The 15617-nt window shown below is 74.4% G+C and carries 15 protein-coding genes and 1 tRNA gene; 3 read left to right on the forward strand and 13 right to left on the reverse strand.

Going from position 1 to position 15617, the window contains the following annotated elements; all coding sequences use genetic code 11:
* Window positions 1–81: 81 nt before the first annotated feature.
* The 7 genes from mnhG to ASF50_RS16820 all read right to left on the reverse strand — a co-directional run bounded on the left by mnhG (window position 82) and on the right by ASF50_RS16820 (window position 8732).
* Window positions 82–522 carry a monovalent cation/H(+) antiporter subunit G gene (gene mnhG / locus ASF50_RS16790; RefSeq protein WP_235557722.1) on the reverse strand — a complete coding sequence of 147 codons (441 nt, stop codon included), beginning with the start codon at window positions 520–522 and terminating at the stop codon, window positions 82–84.
* Window positions 519–830: a monovalent cation/H+ antiporter complex subunit F gene (locus ASF50_RS16795; RefSeq protein ID WP_228941562.1), complete on the reverse strand. Its 312-nt coding sequence runs from the start codon at window positions 828–830 to the stop codon at window positions 519–521. The genes mnhG and ASF50_RS16795 overlap by 4 nt, the downstream gene beginning before the upstream one ends.
* Window positions 827–1522 carry a Na+/H+ antiporter subunit E gene (locus ASF50_RS16800; protein ID WP_200920224.1) on the reverse strand — a complete coding sequence of 232 codons (696 nt, stop codon included), beginning with the start codon at window positions 1520–1522 and terminating at the stop codon, window positions 827–829. The genes ASF50_RS16795 and ASF50_RS16800 overlap by 4 nt, the downstream gene beginning before the upstream one ends.
* Window positions 1519–3237 (reverse strand): Na+/H+ antiporter subunit D, encoded by a 1719-nt coding sequence (locus ASF50_RS16805; protein ID WP_056905257.1) that lies wholly within the window; start codon window positions 3235–3237, stop codon window positions 1519–1521. The genes ASF50_RS16800 and ASF50_RS16805 overlap by 4 nt, the downstream gene beginning before the upstream one ends.
* Window positions 3234–3671 (reverse strand): Na(+)/H(+) antiporter subunit C, encoded by a 438-nt coding sequence (locus ASF50_RS16810; RefSeq protein WP_056905258.1) that lies wholly within the window; start codon window positions 3669–3671, stop codon window positions 3234–3236. Before ASF50_RS16810 ends, ASF50_RS16805 begins: the two co-directional genes overlap by 4 nt.
* Window positions 3671–6649, reverse strand: coding sequence for a Na+/H+ antiporter subunit A (locus tag ASF50_RS16815; protein WP_082503317.1), 2979 nt, complete (start codon window positions 6647–6649; stop codon window positions 3671–3673). Before ASF50_RS16815 ends, ASF50_RS16810 begins: the two co-directional genes overlap by 1 nt.
* 208 nt (window positions 6650–6857) lie before the next feature.
* Window positions 6858–8732, reverse strand: a complete 1875-nt coding sequence (locus ASF50_RS16820; protein WP_056864922.1) for an acyl-CoA dehydrogenase — start codon at window positions 8730–8732, stop codon at window positions 6858–6860.
* Between the two features lie 322 nt (window positions 8733–9054).
* Here ASF50_RS16820 and ASF50_RS16825 point away from each other — a divergent pair, with 322 nt between their 5' ends.
* A complete protein-coding gene (locus ASF50_RS16825; RefSeq protein WP_056905259.1) occupies window positions 9055–9966 on the forward strand; it encodes a sulfite exporter TauE/SafE family protein in 912 nt (303 codons plus the stop codon).
* Window positions 9967–10084: 118 nt separating this feature from the next.
* Window positions 10085–10543: an RrF2 family transcriptional regulator gene (locus ASF50_RS16830; protein ID WP_056864920.1), complete on the forward strand. Its 459-nt coding sequence runs from the start codon at window positions 10085–10087 to the stop codon at window positions 10541–10543.
* 53 nt (window positions 10544–10596) lie between these two features.
* Here ASF50_RS16830 and ASF50_RS16835 read toward each other — a convergent pair whose 3' ends face one another.
* From ASF50_RS16835 to ASF50_RS16855, 6 genes are all read right to left on the reverse strand, one after another.
* The gene (locus ASF50_RS16835) at window positions 10597–11808 is read right to left on the reverse strand and encodes a hypothetical protein (protein WP_056905260.1); all 1212 of its coding nucleotides are present in this window, start codon (window positions 11806–11808) and stop codon (window positions 10597–10599) included.
* 210 nt (window positions 11809–12018) lie between these two features.
* Window positions 12019–12651: a DUF2461 domain-containing protein gene (locus ASF50_RS16840; protein WP_056905261.1), complete on the reverse strand. Its 633-nt coding sequence runs from the start codon at window positions 12649–12651 to the stop codon at window positions 12019–12021.
* 68 nt (window positions 12652–12719) lie between these two features.
* Window positions 12720–13259 carry a DUF5994 family protein gene (locus tag ASF50_RS16845; RefSeq protein ID WP_156697943.1) on the reverse strand — a complete coding sequence of 180 codons (540 nt, stop codon included), beginning with the start codon at window positions 13257–13259 and terminating at the stop codon, window positions 12720–12722.
* A 162-nt stretch (window positions 13260–13421) separates the two neighbouring features.
* Window positions 13422–13652 carry a hypothetical protein gene (locus ASF50_RS19155; RefSeq protein ID WP_156718359.1) on the reverse strand — a complete coding sequence of 77 codons (231 nt, stop codon included), beginning with the start codon at window positions 13650–13652 and terminating at the stop codon, window positions 13422–13424.
* A gap of 311 nt (window positions 13653–13963) precedes the next feature.
* Window positions 13964–14039: transfer RNA gene (locus ASF50_RS16850), tRNA-Gly, on the reverse strand.
* A 45-nt stretch (window positions 14040–14084) separates the two neighbouring features.
* A complete protein-coding gene (locus ASF50_RS16855; protein WP_056905262.1) occupies window positions 14085–14885 on the reverse strand; it encodes an SGNH/GDSL hydrolase family protein in 801 nt (266 codons plus the stop codon).
* A 75-nt stretch (window positions 14886–14960) separates the two neighbouring features.
* Between ASF50_RS16855 and dcd the strand changes: the two genes are divergently transcribed.
* On the forward strand, window positions 14961–15536 hold the full coding sequence (gene dcd, locus ASF50_RS16860) for a dCTP deaminase (protein ID WP_056864915.1): 576 nt from the start codon (window positions 14961–14963) through the stop codon (window positions 15534–15536).
* The last annotated feature ends 81 nt before the right edge of the window (window positions 15537–15617 follow it).

A 15617-nucleotide genomic window follows, 5' to 3' on the forward strand; every position in this document is an offset into this window, starting at 1 on the left:
TCGGTGGACGGGGCATCGGGGCGTGACAGCCGGCAGGTCGGCGGCGGCTCGGCCGCAGGTCGGCCGCGGGCAGCGACGGCCCTACGGCGCGCCGCGGGGCTCGTCGCCGAGGTCGCGGACGCCCTCGGAGAGCTCATCGACGACCAGCCGCTCGCGGTCGACCTGGTCGCCGCGGAAGGCGGCCCGGCCCACCATGTGGGCGGCGACGGGGGCGGTGGCCATCTGGAAGAGCACGACCAGCACGAGCATGCCCAGCGCCTCGGGCTCGCGCAGCCGCAGGGCGAGCCCGGCGATGACGAGCACCAGGCCGAGCACCTGCGGCTTGGTCGCGGCGTGCATGCGGGTCAGCAGGTCGGGCAGGCGCACCATGCCGATCGCGGCGATGAGCGAGAGGGCGCAGCCGGCCAGCAGCAGCACCGACCCGACGACCTCGCTGACCTGCGCCGCCACCTCGGGCACCGCGGCCAGGGGGGTCGTGGCGGTCATGGCGGTCAGGGGGGCCAGGGCGGTCAGGGCGCTCACAGCCGGCCCCCCTCGGCCTCGTCGCCGCTCTCGGCGTCGACGTCGTCGCTGCCCTTGGCGAAGCGCGCCACCGCGACCGAGCCGACGAAGCCGACCAGGGTCAGCACGAGCAGCACGGGCAGGGTGGTGGAGGTGTCGCGCTCGACGGCGTCGACGGCGATGGCGCAGATGACCACGGCGACGAGCACGTCGAGGGCGACGGTGCGGTCGAGCACGGTGGGGCCGCGGGTGATCCGCACGACGAGCAGCACGGCGGCGAGGCCGAGCATCACCACGCAGGCGGTGGTCACGAGGTCGCTGGGGCTCACGGGGCGGCCTCCCGGTCGCGGTCGGTGTCGCGTGACGGGGGTCCGGGCGTGCGGCCGGCGGCCGGCCCGCCCCCGGCAGACCCGCCCCCGCCGGCCCCGCCGTCGGCGGTGAGACCCGCCGCGGCGGCCGCGCCGACGTCCGCGCCCGGGTTCTCGGGGGCGAAGGCGGCGAGCACGCGCGCCTCCAGGGCGAGCACGTCGTCGCGGTAGCGCTGGGCGGCGCCCTCGTCGGCGACGTCGAGCACGTGCAGGTAGAGGGTGTGGGTGGAGCGGCGGGTCTCGACGACCACGCTGCCGGGCACGAGCGAGACCAGGACGGCGACGGTGGTGAGCACGAGGTCCGACTCCGCGCGCAGCGGCACGGCCACGACGGCGCTGCGCGGCACGCAGCGCGGGCGCAGCACGATGAGCGCGACCTGCACGCTGGCGGCGACCACGTCGACCGCGACGTGGCCCAGCAGCCGCGCCAGGGCGACCGGGCGCAGCCGCCCGCCCAGCCGCAGCCGCGGCATCGGGAAGACCAGGCACACCAGCACCGCCACGAGCACCCCGGAGAGCACGATCAGCACGTCGGGGAAGCCCCACAGCAGCGTCCAGACCACGGTCAGCCAGATCACCGAGACCGGCTGCACGGCGTGACGCCGCGAGGGGGTGCTGCTGCCGTCGCGGCGGGTGCGCATGCGCGGGCTCACGAGGGCACCTCGGCGAGCACGGTCTCGACGTAGGCCGTGCGCTCGCGCAGGTCGGCGGCCGCGCGGTCGGTGAAGCCGAAGAGCGGCCCGGCCACCACGCTGAGCACCAGGCTGAAGGCCACCAGCCCGGCGGTCGGCAGCACCATCGACAGCGGCAGCCGCTCGGGCAGGTCGCCGTCGCACAGGCGCTGGTGCAGGTCGCGGTCGGGCGTCTCGTCGCTGACGATCCGCTCGGCCTCGGCGACGTCGCTCACCGACAGCGCCGCACCCGGCAGGGGTCCGCCGTCGTCGGCGGCCACGCTCGCCAGCGAGCCGCCGCCGACCTGACCGGTGTGGGGGCCGGTGTCGAAGCCCGGGTCGGGCAGGCTCGCGGCGGCCTCGTGGGCCTCCTCGGGGGAGCGCCAGAAGGCCACGGCCCAGGTCTTGGCCACGGCGTAGAGGGTCAGCAGGCTGGTGGCCACGGCCCCGGCGACCAGGGCGTAGGCCAGCGGCGTCCCGACGTCGACGCCGGCCTGGAGCAGGCCGACCTTGCCCAGGAAGCCCGAGAGCGGCGGGATGCCGGCGAGGTTCATCGCCGGCACGAAGAAGAGCAGCCCCAGCACCGGCGCGAGGCGCGCCAGCCCGCCGAGGCGGATCAGCGAGGTGCTGCCCGCGCGGCGCTCGACCAGCCCGACGACGAGGAAGAGCGCGGTCTGGATGGTGATGTGGTGGGCGACGTAGAAGATCGCCCCGGAGACGCCGGCGTCGGTGGCCAGGCCGATGCCGAAGATCATGTAGCCGATGTGGCTGACCAGCGTGAAGGACAACATGCGCTTGATGTCGCTCTGGGCGATGGCGCCGAGGATGCCCACGACCATGGTCAGCAGCGCCGCCCACAGCAGCAGGTCGGTGAGCGGGCTGTCGGGGAAGAGCAGCGTCTGCACGCGCAGGATCGCGTAGACGCCGACCTTGGTGAGCAGGCCCGCGAAGACGGCCGTGACCGGCGCCGGTGCGGTGGGGTAGCTGTCGGGCAGCCAGAACGACAGCGGGAAGACCGCCGCCTTGATCGCGAACGTGGTCAGCAGCAGCAGCTGGAGCATCAGCGCGACGTGGTCGGGCAGCTCGGCGATGCGCTGGGAGAGCTGGGCCAGGTTGAGGCTGCCGGTGGCGGCGTAGACGACCGCGATGGAGATGAGGAAGAGCATCGAGGACATCAGGTTGACGACGACGTAGATCGTGCCGGCGCGGATGCGGGCCTCGGTGCCGCCGAGGGTCAGCAGCACGTAGCTGGCGAAGAGCAGCATCTCGAAGCTGACGAAGAGGTTGAAGAGGTCGCCGGCCAGGAAGGCGTTGGAGACGCCGGCCACCAGCACCAGGAAGGTGGGGTGGTAGATCGACAGCGAGGCGTGCTCCTCGTCGTCGCCGGTCATGCCCTGACCCAGCGAGTACGCCAGGACCGCCGTGACCACCACGGCCGAGACCAGCAGCATCAGCGTCGAGAGCCGGTCGGCGACCAGCGAGACGCCCAGCGGCTCGGGCCAGCCACCGATCCAGATCACCTGCGGGCCGCTGCGGTCGGCGGCCACCAGCAGCACCGCGGCCAGCGCGGTGACCGCCATGAGGCTGCCGAGGCTGATCGCGCGCTGGAGCTGCGGGCGGTGCGAGAGCATGAGGGTGGCGCCGGCGCCCAGCAGCGGTAGCACGACGGGCAGGGGCACGAGGGCCTCGACGTTCACGGGCGGCTCCCCTCCTCGGCCGGGCGCTCGGAGGTGTCGGCGGAGTCGAGGTCGTAGCCCTGGGAGGACTCGTCGAGGTCGGCGCGGCGGCGGATCGAGGCGTCCTCGACGTCGTCCTGCACGTCGTCGTGGCCGTTGAGCTGCCAGCTGCGGTAGGCCATGGCCACCACGAAGGCGGTGGTGCCGAGGGTGATGACGATGGCGGTGAGCACGAGGGCCTGGGGCAGCGCGTCGCTGAGGCGGCCCTCGGCCTTCCCGACGATGGGGGCGTTGCCGGCCTTCCCGCCGGCCACGAGGTAGAGCAGGCTGATGCCGTTGCTGAGCACGACCAGCCCGACCAGCACGCGGGTGAGGCTGCGCTCGAGCAGCAGGTAGACCCCGCAGCCCACGAGCGCGGCCCCGGTCAGGGTGAGGGTGAGGTTGACCTCCTCCATCAGCGGGCTCCTTCCGGGGCGGCCTGGTCGGTCGGCTGGTCGACCGGTTGATCGATCGGCTGGGGCGTGGTGCCGCGCGCGGGGTCCGAGGCGGTGTCGCCGCGGCCCGCGGCCAGGGCGGCGCGCTCGTCGGCCAGGATGTGGCGGTCGATGCGCGAGCCGAGCGCGCGCAGCAGGTCGAGCACCAGGCCGATGACCACGAGGTAGACCCCGATGTCGAAGAAGACCGAGGTGACCAGGTGAGGCTCGCCCAGCGGGCCGAGGTGGATCGTGATGTCGGCGCTCTGCAGCACCGAGCCGCCGAAGGCCAGCGGCGCCATCGCGGAGGCGGCGGCCACGGCGAGACCGGCGCCGATGAGGCGGCCGGCGTCGATGGGAGCGGCCTCGTCGAGCTCGTAGCGCCCGCCCGCGAGGTAGCGCACGGCCAGCGCCAGCCCCGTGACCATGCCCGCGGCGAAGCCGCCGCCGGGCAGGTTGTGGCCGGCGATGAGCAGGTAGACCGAGAAGACGACCATGGCGTGGAAGAGCAGCCGGGTGATGACCTCGAAGACGATCGAGCGGCGGTCGGGGCTCAGGGTCCGCGAGCCGGGCAGCCAGGCGCGCCGGCCCGGGCGGGTCGGGATCTTGCGCACGCCCGCGGGGTAGGGGATCTCGTGCACGCGCCGGATCCCGGCGTCGCGGGCGGTGACGAAGACGAGGCTGGCGACGCCGGTCGCGGCGGCGACCAGCACCGAGAGCTCGCCGAGCGTGTCCCAGGCCCGCACGTCGACCAGCACGACGTTGACGATGTTCTTGCCCCCGCCGTACGACACGGCCTCGGGGGGGAAGGCGATCGAGACGGGGGCGGCGGTGCGCGCGGAGCCGGCGACGAGCATGAAGCCCGCGACCGCCGTGCCCACCGCGACGGCGAGCGCCACGCGCCACCAGCGGCTGCGGGCCAGCGGCCGGTCGGTGAAGTACTCCGGCAGCCGGCGCAGCACGAGCACGAAGACCAGCAGCGAGACGGTCTCGACGAGGATCTGGGTCAGCGCCAGGTCGGGGGCGCCGTGGAGCACGAAGAGCAGGGCCGCGCCGTAGCCGGTGACCCCGGCCAGCACGACCGCGCGGAGGCGGCGGCGGGCGCGGGTGGCCATGACCGCGGCGCCCACGGCGACCAGCCCGACGACGGCCTGCGCGGGGGTGTCCCAGGCGACGACGTCGATCTCGGAGGCGTCGGCCAGCAGCAGCGTCGAGCCCGGCACGACGAGCACCACGAGCAGGATGATCGCAAGGTACGTCGACACCGACCCGCGCTGGGTCAGGCCGGTGACCTCGACCGCCGCCCGGTCGACGCCGCGCATCACCATCCGGTAGCCGTGCTCCAGGCTGCGGTCGGAGCCCCAGCTGCCCTGGAGACGGGCCACGGGGGCGCGCCCGACGTGGGCCGCGGCGCCCAGGGCCAGCACGACCACCGAGAGCAGCAGCGCCAGGCCGGGGCCGTGCCACAGCGTCAGCTCGGGCTCGTGGGCGCCCTCGGGGAAGACCTCGACCGCGGGGGCGAGCAGCCCGGTGAGGGTCGGCCCGAGCAGGCCGAGCGCGACGGTGAGGACGGTCAGCAGCACCGGGCCGGCGGCGAACCCGGCCGGCACGTGGTCGACCCGGGTCGGCTCCACCCCGGGCTTGGTGGCGAAGGCGCCCCACACGAAGCGGGCGGAGTAGGCCGCGGTGAGCACCGAGCCGGCCACGACGCCGAGCAGCACGGCCCAGCCGGCGACGGGGCCCAGGCCGGTGCCCTCGCCCTCGCGGGCCAGGTCGACCAGGGCCACCAAGGAGGCCTCCTTCGACACGAAGCCCAGCAGCGGCGGCACCCCGGCCATCGAGGCGGCGGCCAGCGTCGCGGCCGCCGCCAGCACGGGCAGGCGCCGGCCGAGGCCGGAGAGCTCGTGCATGTCGCGGGTGCCGGTGGAGCGGTCGATGACGCCGACGACGAGGAAGAGCGCGGCCTTGAAGAGGGCGTGGGCCAGCAGCAGCCCGAGGCCGGCCAGGGTGGCGCTGCGCGTGCCGAGGCCGAGCACGACGAGCAGGAAGCCCAGCTGGCTGACCGTGCCGTAGGCCAGCAGCAGCTTGACGTCGATCTGGCGCAGCGCGCGCCAGCCGCCGAGCAGCATGGTGGCCACCCCCAGCACCAGCAGCGCCGGGCGCCAGCCGGCGGAGGCCGCGAAGGCGGGGGCGAGCAGGGCCACGAGGTAGACGCCGGCCTTCACCATCGAGGCGGCGTGGAGGTAGGCGCTCACCGGGGTCGGGGCGACCATCGCGCCCGGCAGCCAGAAGTGGAAGGGCAGCAGGGCCGACTTGGTCGCGGCGCCCACGAGGACCAGGAGCACGGCCACGCCCACCGCGGTGCCGGTGGGCGGGTCGGCCAGGATCTCGCTGATGCGGAAGGTGCCGGCGGCGTGGCCGAGCAGCAGCATCCCGACCAGCATGGCCAGGCCGCCGAAGGTCGTGACGAGCAGCGCCTGGAGCGCCGACTGGCGGTGGGCGCGCTGGGTGGGGTCGTGGCCGATGAGCACGAAGGAGAAGACCGTGGTCAGCTCCCAGAAGACGTAGACCAGCAGCAGGTCGTCGGCCAGGACCAGCCCGAGCATCGCGCCCACGAAGGCGACCAGCACGCCGGCGAAGCGGCCCAGGTCGCGGGAGTCGGGGGAGAAGTACCACCGGCAGTAGGCCAGCACGACCGCCCCGATCCCGGCGACCACCAGCACCAGCAGCCACTGCAGGGCGCCCATGCGGAAGGCGAGGTCGAGCCCCAGCGAGGGCACCCACCCGGTGACCTCGACGCGCGCACGACCGTCGGCGACGCGTGAGGTCTGCGTCAGGGCCCACACGGTGGTCGCCGCGGGCACGGTGGCGACCAGCCAGAAGGCCCGGAGGCCGAGGGTGCGGACGAGGACGGGGCACAGCGCCGCCACCAGGAGGTGGGCGGTCACGAGGAGCAGCAAGCGGGGCCCTTCCGGGTCCGAGGAGCGAGAGGCGTACCTCGATCCTACGGGGCCGCGGGGGACCACGGGTCCCCCCGACGGGGGGCCGGGACGCACACCGACCCGCCCGGAGGACCGGGCGGGTCGGCGGTGGTGCGGGGTGGCAGGACCCCGGGCAGGGCTCCGGGCAGGGGGCCTGCCGGGAGTCAGCCGGCGATCGGCCGGTGGGTCAGAACGACGCCTCGTCGAGGTCCATCAGGTCCAGACCGGTGGCCTCGGCGATGGCGCGCTCGGCGCTGATCTTGGGCAGGTTGTACTGCGCGAAGAACTGCGCGGCGGCGACCTTGCCCTCGTAGAACGCCTTGTCCTTGGCGCTCGGCTCGCCGCCGAGCTTCTCCAGCGCGACCTCGGCCTGGCGCAGCAGCAGCCAGCCGCAGACCACGTCGCCCAGGGCCATCAGCAGGCGGCTGGTGTTGAGGCCGACCTTGTAGATGTTGCGGATCTCGTCCTGGGCCGACATCAGGTCGTTGATCATGTGCCCGACCATGGCGTTGGTGTCCTCGAGCGCGGTCGCGAGCAGCGCGCGCTCGTTCTTCAGCCGGCCGTTGCCGCCCTCGGCGTCGAGGAAGGCCTGGACCTGGCCGGCGAGGTGGCCCAGCGCCCGGCCCTGGTCCTTGACGATCTTGCGGAAGAAGAAGTCCTGGCCCTGGATCGCGGTCGTGCCCTCGTAGAGGGTGTCGATCTTGGCGTCGCGGACGTACTGCTCGATGGGGTACTCCTGCAGGAATCCCGAGCCGCCGAAGGTCTGCAGCGACTCGGTGCCCAGCAGCACCCACGAGCGCTCCGAGCCGTAGCCCTTGACGATCGGCAGGAGCAGGTCGTTGACCGCGGCGGCGAGCTTGACCTCGTCGGTGTCGGTCGTGCCGGCGTGCTCGGCGAGCATCACCTGGTCCTGGTAGGAGGCGGTGTAGAGCACCAGGGCGCGCATGGCCTCGGAGAAGGACTTCTGCACCATCAGCGAGCGGCGCACGTCGGGGTGGTGGGTGATGGTGACGCGCGGGGCGGTCTTGTCGCCCGACTGGGTCAGGTCGGCGCCCTGCTGGCGGGTCTTGGCGTAGTCGAGGGCGTTGAGGTAGCCGGTCGACAGCGTCGCGATGGCCTTCGTGCCCACCATCATGCGGGCGTTCTCGATGACCTGGAACATCTGCGCGATGCCGTTGTGCACCTCGCCGAGCAGCCAGCCCTTGGCCGGCTCGCCGCCGCCGACGGAGGAGTCGCCGAAGGTGACCTCGCAGGTGTTGGAGACCTTGATGCCCATCTTGTGCTCGACGTTGGTGACGTAGACGCCGTTGCGCTCGCCGGTGAGCTCGCCGGTCTGGTGGTCGAAGTGGTGCTGGGGGAGCAGGAAGAGCGAGAGGCCCTTGGTGCCGGGGCCGCCGACGCCCTCGACGCCCACGGGGCGGGCGAGCACGAGGTGCATGATGTTCTCGCTCATGTCGTGCTCGGCCGAGGTGATGAAGCGCTTGACGCCCTCGATGTTCCAGGAGCCGTCCTCGTTGGGCGTGGCCTTGGCGCGGCCCGCGCCGACGTCGGAGCCGGCGTCGGGCTCGGTGAGCACCATGGTGGCGCCCCACTGGCGCTCGACCATGATCTCGGCGATGCGCTTGTCGCGCTCGTTGCCGTTGCGGTGGACCACGCCGGCGAAGGGGGCGCCCGCGCCGTACATCCACACGGGGGCGTTGGCGCCGAGCACCAGCTCGCCGAGGGCCCACACCAGCGAGGAGGGGGCCGGGGTGCCGCCGAGCTCCTCGGAGATCTGCAGGCGCCAGTACTCGGAGTCCATCCAGGCCTGGTAGCTCTTCTTGAACGACGCGGGGATCGGCGCGGTGTTGGTGGCCGGGTCGAAGACCGGCGGGTTGCGGTCGCTGTCCTCGTAGGACGCGGCCAGCTCCTCGCGGGAGAGGCGGTCGACCTCGGCGAGGATCTCGCGGGCCGTGTCGCCGTCGACCTCCGCGAAGGGGCCGGTGCCGAGGATCTCGTCGCGTCCGAGCACCTCGAAGAGGTTGAACTCGATGTCGCGCAGGTTGCTCTTGTAGTGGCTCACTGATCCACACCTTCTGGTTCGTCGCTGGGGTTCGGTCGCCGGTGGGCGGGCCGGTGGGGGTGCTGCCGGTGGTGGTGCCGGTGGTGGTGCGGGGGACCGGTGGTGACGTCGGTTACCCGTCGGTTTACTGGTCGGTAACATCATGGTAGGAGCGGCCGCTCGCCCGCGCAAGCGAACGGTCGGGGTCGCGATGGCCCGCGGGCGCGTCCGCGGGAACGGGTGGTGGGGCGCGCCGCCGCGCGCTAAAGTCGACTGTCTTGATCGAATTTGTCGGTCGGTGGCGCGTGCGCGCCCCGACCGACGCCGACCGGAGGGGGACGCGGTGCGCAGGCTGGTCGTGCTCGCCCTGGTCGGACTGGCCGCGCAGCTGGTCGACGGCTCGGTCGGCATGGGCTACGGCGTCACCTCGGCCACGCTGCTGCTGGCCGCCGGCACGGGCCCGGCCGCGGCCTCGGCGGCGATCCACCTCTCCGAGATCGGCACGACGCTGGTCTCCGGCGCCGCCCACCACGCGCTGGGCAACACCGACTGGCGCACGGTCGGCATCCTCGCCGTGCCCGGCTTCGTCGGCGCCTTCGCGGGCGCCACCTTCCTGGTGGGCCTCGACGCCGACGTGGCGGTGCCGGTCGTCGCCGTCGTGCTGCTCGTGCTGGGCTGCTGGGTCACGCTGCGCTTCCTCGCCCAGGGCACCCGCACCCCGCGGCCCGGCCCGCCCCCGCGGGCCGCGCTCCTCGCGCCCGTCGGGCTGGTGGCCGGCGCCCTCGACGCCGTCGGCGGGGGCGGCTGGGGCCCCGTCGGCACCAGCACGCTGCTCTCCTCGGGCCGCCTCGAGCCGCGCAAGGTCGTCGGGTCGGTCGACACCGCCGAGTTCGTGGTGGCGGTGGGCGGCTCGCTGGGCTTCCTCCTCGGCCTCGGCCGGGCCGGCATCGACGGCGCGGTCGTGCTCGCGCTCATGCTCGGCGGGGCCGTGGCCGCCCCGGTGGCCGCCCTCGTCGTGCGGCACCTGCCCGCGCGGGTGCTGGGCGTCGTCGCCGGCGGCGTCATCGTGCTCACCAACGTCACCACCCTCGCCGGCCTGCGCGACGCCGACCCCGTCACCACGGGGCTGCTCGCCGCCCTCGTGGTGGTGCTGTGGGTGCTGTGGGTCGCCTGGGCGGTGCGGCTCGAGCAGTTCGCGCGTGAGGGGGTGCGGCTCGACGTGCCCGACGTACGCCGGGCGCAGCGGGCGCACTGACCGGCGCGGTGCCGGCACGGTGCCGGTGAGGGCCGCACGGGGGCTCGGTCAGGGCTACTGAGTCGCGTGAGTCGCCAAGGTCGACTGGAGGGGTCGACTCATCTGACAGACTGGCCCCATGCGCGTCTCCGCCAAGTCCGACTACGCCCTGCGGGCCCTCATCGAGATGGCCTCGCGCGCCGACGGTCGCGCGGTCAGCGCCGAGGAGCTCGGCCGGCTCCAGGAGATCCCCCACGGCTTCCTGCAGGCGATCCTCGCCGACCTGCGCCGCGCCGGCATCGTGATGTCGCAGCGCGGTCAGTCCGGCGGCTGGCGCATGGGGCGCGCCGCGGGCGACGTGTCGGTGGCCGACGTCATCCGGGCCGTCGACGGCCCGCTGGTCTCGGTCTACGGCCTGCGCCCGGAGGCCGTGACCTACAACGAGGCCGCCGGGGAGCTGCAGCACGTCTGGATCGCCGCCCGCCGCGCCCTGCGCGACGTCTTCGAGCAGGTCTCCATCCAGCAGCTCGCCGACCGCGAGCTGCCCAGCACCGTCACCGAGCGGACCTCCGACGAGGACGCCTGGCAGCCGCACTGACCTGCGGCGACCTGCCCGCGGCCGTTGGTCGTGCGGGCTAGGGCCCCGGTCCGTCAGCCCCCGCCGGCTGAGTCGGCTGGGCCGGGTGAGCCGGCTGGGCCGGCTGCGGTGGCGGCGGCCAGCCGGGTCTTGAGCTTGGTGCGCTTGCGCTCGAGCTTCGCGGTACGACGGGCGAGGGCGTCGTTCTCCTTGCGCAGGCGGGCCACCTCGACCAGCAGGTCGGCGACCGAGTCGGTCACCGAGGCCAGCCGCGCGCCGGGGCCGACCTCGTCGGGGTCGACCGCGCGGGTCGGCAGGGCCGGCACGAGGTCGGCGGCATCGCCGTACAGCAGCCAGCCGGCGTCGGCCACCGCCTTGGCCCAGCGCTCGGCGAGGTCGCGCAGCTCGCCGTGGAGCTCGGCGGGGAGCGTCGGGAGATCCGGGCCCGAGGCCTCCTCCTCGCGGCGGGCCAGGTGGTCCGACACCACGCGTCGCTGCGCGCCGGGGGCCACGCGGCCGTCGACGGCCCGGTTGACCCCGCGCAGCACGGCCAGGCCGGTCGCGTCGAGCCCGGCGCCGCGGTCGGTGTCGACCTCGGTGAGCGGGAGCGCGGCGGCGTCGAAGCCGACCACGCGACCGAGGTCGGCCCACACCGAGGTGGCGCAGTCGCGGCGGGAGACGGAGGCGCCGCTGGCGTCGTCGGCGCGGGGTGCGACGACCACGTGCATCCGGTCGGGGCGGCGCAGCGCGGCGGACCACCGGTGCAGCACGCCCTCGAGGTCGTGCTCGTCCCAGAAGGCGACGGCCTCGGGCGCCTCGCGGGCGGGGTCGAGCACCCGACGGGTCCAGCGGCGCAGCGAGCGGGTGGCCCCGGCGCGGATCGTGTCGGCCCAGGCGCCCACCAGCTGGGAGGCGGGGTCGGCGACGACGGCCACGACGTGCACCTCCCACCCGCTCAGCGCGTCGAGGAGCAGGGCGATCTGGTCGGTGTCGGCGCCGGCGAGGTGCTCCTCGGCCAGCACGACGCTCTCGCCCTTCGCGCAGGCCTTCCGGGCACGGTGGCACAGGGCCGCCCACGTGCCCTCGACCTCGCGGCGGCGGTAGCCGTGCTGCTTGTGGTCGCGCCGCAGCTCGACGGCGGCCCGCAGCACCTCGTCGCCGACGCGGGTCGGCACGTGCACGCCCGCGGCGGAGAGCGCCGAGGCGTGGTGGGCGAGCGCCGCGGGGAGGAAGGCGCCGCCGGCGCCGGGGAGACCGATGTGGAGGTAGATCCTGCGCTTGGCCATGGCCCGCACGGTGGCAGCGGCGGGCGGCCGGCCGGTGAACTCCCGGCCACGACCGGTGGGCGGCTCGGTGCGGACCGTCGCGGGGGCCGCCGGCCGACGCCCCCGCCCGCGTCCTACCGACCGTTGCGACCACTGGCAGGGCGTCACCACGGTCGGCCAGTGGTCGCAACGGTCAGTAGGACGGCCGGCGCGGGGCCGGGACGGGCGGCGTCAGTCCTGGCAGTGGCGCCGGGCCCAGTCGACGAGGGGTCGCAGGGTGCGCCAGTCGTCGCGCACGAGGTCGAGGGCGGCGGGGGTGTGGATGACCGGCTCGAAGCCGTGGGACCGCCCGACGGTCAGCGAGCGGTGGCGCAGCAGGTCGATGCGCGGGTGGTCGGCGTCGTAGCCGCGCGGCGAGGTCTTGAGCCGGTCGCCGCCCACCTCGAAGCCCTCGCCGACCAGCGTGGCGAGGAGCGACTCGAGCTCCGCGCCGTAGAGGTCGTGGGCGACGGCGGCGCGGAAGGCCTGGAGCCGACCCCCCGAGGCCTCGTAGAAGCCGGCGCCGGTGCGCAGGCCGCGCGGGGAGAGCTCGACGTACCACCCGGTCGACGGGCCCGCGGCGGCGAAGGCGCCCTGGTGGGTCTTGTAGGGCGTCTTGTCCTTGGCGAAGCGCACGTCGCGGTAGGGCCGGAAGACCTTCACCGCCCCGAACTCCGGGGCCAGCACCTCGGCGAGCGCGGTGAAGGGGGCCTTCACCGACTCCTCGTAGACCCCGCGGTGCTTCTCCCAGAACGACTTGGTGTTGTCGACCTCGAGGTCGTCGTAGAAGTCGAGCGCTGCGACGGGGAAACCGGTGAACTCCACCCGGCGAGCCTAGGCCGCGCCGGTGCGCGACCCGGGCGGGCCCAGGTCCCGGGGGAGCCCGGGCCAGGTCAGGGGGTGGCGCCGGCGCTGTCGTCGTCCCAGGCGTGGTGGCCGAGGTCGTCGGGCCGGTCGGTGTCGAGGCCCAGCAGCTCACGGGCGGTCCGGTGGTTGTCGGGGCCGCCCGCAGCGGTCATGACGGCGCGGGCCTCGGACTCCGAGGTGCCGGGCGGCACGACGACGAGACGGACCCGTCGCCCCGAGGACAGCTTGGCCACCACGAGGTGGGTGTCGTCGCTGGGGAAGGAGCCGGTCTTGACCATGCCGCGGGCCGCGCGGACCCGGCGCGGGGTGGCGACGCCCTCCGGGTCGTCCCAGTCGGGGCGGGAGAACAGCAGCCGGTCGAGGCGCCCGACCTCGACGGGGAAGTGGTCGACGAGGTCGGCGACCTCGGTGACCAGGTCGCGCGAGCGTGGCCACCACGCACCGTCGACGGGACCGTGGGGATCCTCGGCGATGCTCAGGCGCAGCGGCTGGCTGGCGACGGCGGTGCCGCGCGGCGCGGAGGCGACCGGGGCAGCGGGGGACGGGGCGTGCGGTGACGTCGTCATGACGTCCACCTTCCGCACCTGCGTCTCGGCGGACCCGACGGGCCCGGCGTCGCGGGTGATGCTCCCCACCGTACTCCTGCCCGGGGGCGCCTACCGGTCGCGGGAGGAGCGGGTGGCGGCCGGAGCGGGGACCGGGAGCCGGGTCGGGTGGCAGCCGCGACGCTAGGAGCCCCGGGGCGGGGGCGGGGGTCGGCGCTTCGACCGGTCGAGTGGTCGTGGTGCGGCCGGGGAGCCGCCAGGGCGGTCGGGTCCGGTCGTGATGGCGATGAGGTCCCAGCCGGGCGGGATGGCGGCCATGATGTCGGTGACCATCGAGAGGTAGTCGGTGCCCTGGCGGACGTAGCACTCCTGCGCTGGTCCGCCGGGTGGTCCCGCCGTGGCTTCGATCCTCACGTCGTGAGGCTAGGGGCCCGGTGGTGAGGGGTGTGCCCCGCTCGGACGGCTCCGGGGGGACAGCGCCGTCCGAGCGGGGACCGCGCCGCGGTGGGACCGCGCCGCGAGACCGTCAAATTTCTGTGACAGGCCCCACTGTGCTCCCGGTGTCGGCCCGTGTAAAGCCCCCCGTCGCCTGGGTCGCCTGGGTCGCCAGGGCCGACGTCGGCGCTGCCGGGGTCCGACCGACCCGGAGAGGGTGCCGGCGGGGGACGGCACGGCTGGAGCGGGAACCGGCAGGCGGCCCGGGTGGGGGCCGGCCTGCCGGTGTGTGGAGCGGATGACGAGACTCGAACTCGCGACATCGACCTTGGGAAGGTCGCGCTCTACCAACTGAGCTACATCCGCAACATCACCGAGGGGCGGCCCCGGCGACGGCGTCATGCTAGACGATCACGCTCCGGAGGGTGCAGAGGAGGGTGCGGACCGGGCGGTCAGGTCGCGGGTCAGGGTCGGGTGCTTGGGCGAGAGGCCGTCTCCGGAGGAGCGTCCGGTGAGCCGTCGGCGCACCCACGGTACGGCGCTCTCGCGCAGCCACGTCGCGTGCGCGGCGGCCTGCTCGCGTCGCGTCGTCGGCGCGGCCTCGCGCAGGGGCAGCGCGGCCAGGTCGTGCGCGACACCGAGGGTGTCGAGCACCTCGATCGCCATCCGCTGGTGGCCGGTGGGGCCCATGTGCATGCGGTCCTCGTCCCACAGCCGCCAGTCGCGGTACTCCTTGAGGCGCCAGAAGTCGACGATGGTGGCGCCGTGGCGGTCGGCGGCCTCGCGCACCAGCTCGTTGTAGAGCGCGAAGCGGGGGCGCACCGGGCGGTAGATCGCCGAGCCGCCCGGGTCGAAGGCGGTCCACACCAGCAGCCGCGCGCCGGTGGCGGCGAGGTGGCCGAGCGCGGCGTCGTAGCGCTCGGCGAGGGCGTCGAGGTCGACCGAGGGGCGCAGGATGTCGTTGGCGCCCGCGTAGATCGTGACCAGGTCGGGCTCGAGGGCCAGCGCCGGCTCGAGCTGCTCGGCGAGGATCCCGTCGAGCTTGCGGCCGCGGATGGCGAGGTTGGCGTAGCCGAAGTCGGGCGACGCGGCGCCGAGGACCTCGGCGACGCGGTCGGCCCAGCCCCGCAGGCCGTTGGGGCGGTCGGGGTCGGGGTCGCCGACGCCCTCGGTGAAGGAGTCGCCCAGGGCGACGTAGCGCTGGTAGGTCACCGACCCATGATGCGGCAGCCGGCCGAGCCCCGGACCCCAGGGTGGCGCCGGCGCGGGGCCGGTAGGTTGAGGCGCGTGCTGCTCAGCGACCGCGACATCCTGGCCGAGATCGACGGCGGCCGTGTGGCCCTCGACCCGTGGGAGCCGCAGATGCTCCAGCCGTCGAGCATCGACGTGCGCCTCGACCGGTACTTCCGCGTCTTCGAGAACCACAAGTACCCCCACATCGACCCCGCGGCCGACCAGTCCGACCTCACCCGGATCGTCGAGCCCGAGGGGGACGAGGCGTTCATCCTGCACCCGGGCGAGTTCGTGCTGGGGTCTACGTACGAGGTCGTGACGCTGCCCGACGACATCGCGGCGCGCGTGGAGGGCAAGTCCTCGCTGGGGCGCCTCGGGCTGCTGACCCACGCCACCGCGGGCTTCGTCGACCCCGGCTTCTCCGGTCACGTCACGCTGGAGCTGGCCAACGTGGCGACGCTGCCGATCAAGCTCTACCCCGGCATGAAGATCGGGCAGTTCTGCTTCTTCCGGCTCTCCTCGCCCTCCGAGCACCCCTACGGCTCGGAGAGGTACGGCTCGCGCTACCAGGGCCAGCGCGGCCCGACGCCGTCGCGCTCCTTCCAGGGCTTCCACCGCACCTCGATCTGAGGCGGCCGCGGCCCCGGTCGCCGGAGCAGGACGGTCGGGGCAGGACGGTCGGAGCAGGACGGTCGGGGCAGCCCGTCGCGG

Source organism: Nocardioides sp. Leaf307 (genome assembly GCF_001423135.1).
Classification (GTDB): Bacteria; Actinomycetota; Actinomycetes; order Propionibacteriales; family Nocardioidaceae; genus Nocardioides; species Nocardioides kribbensis.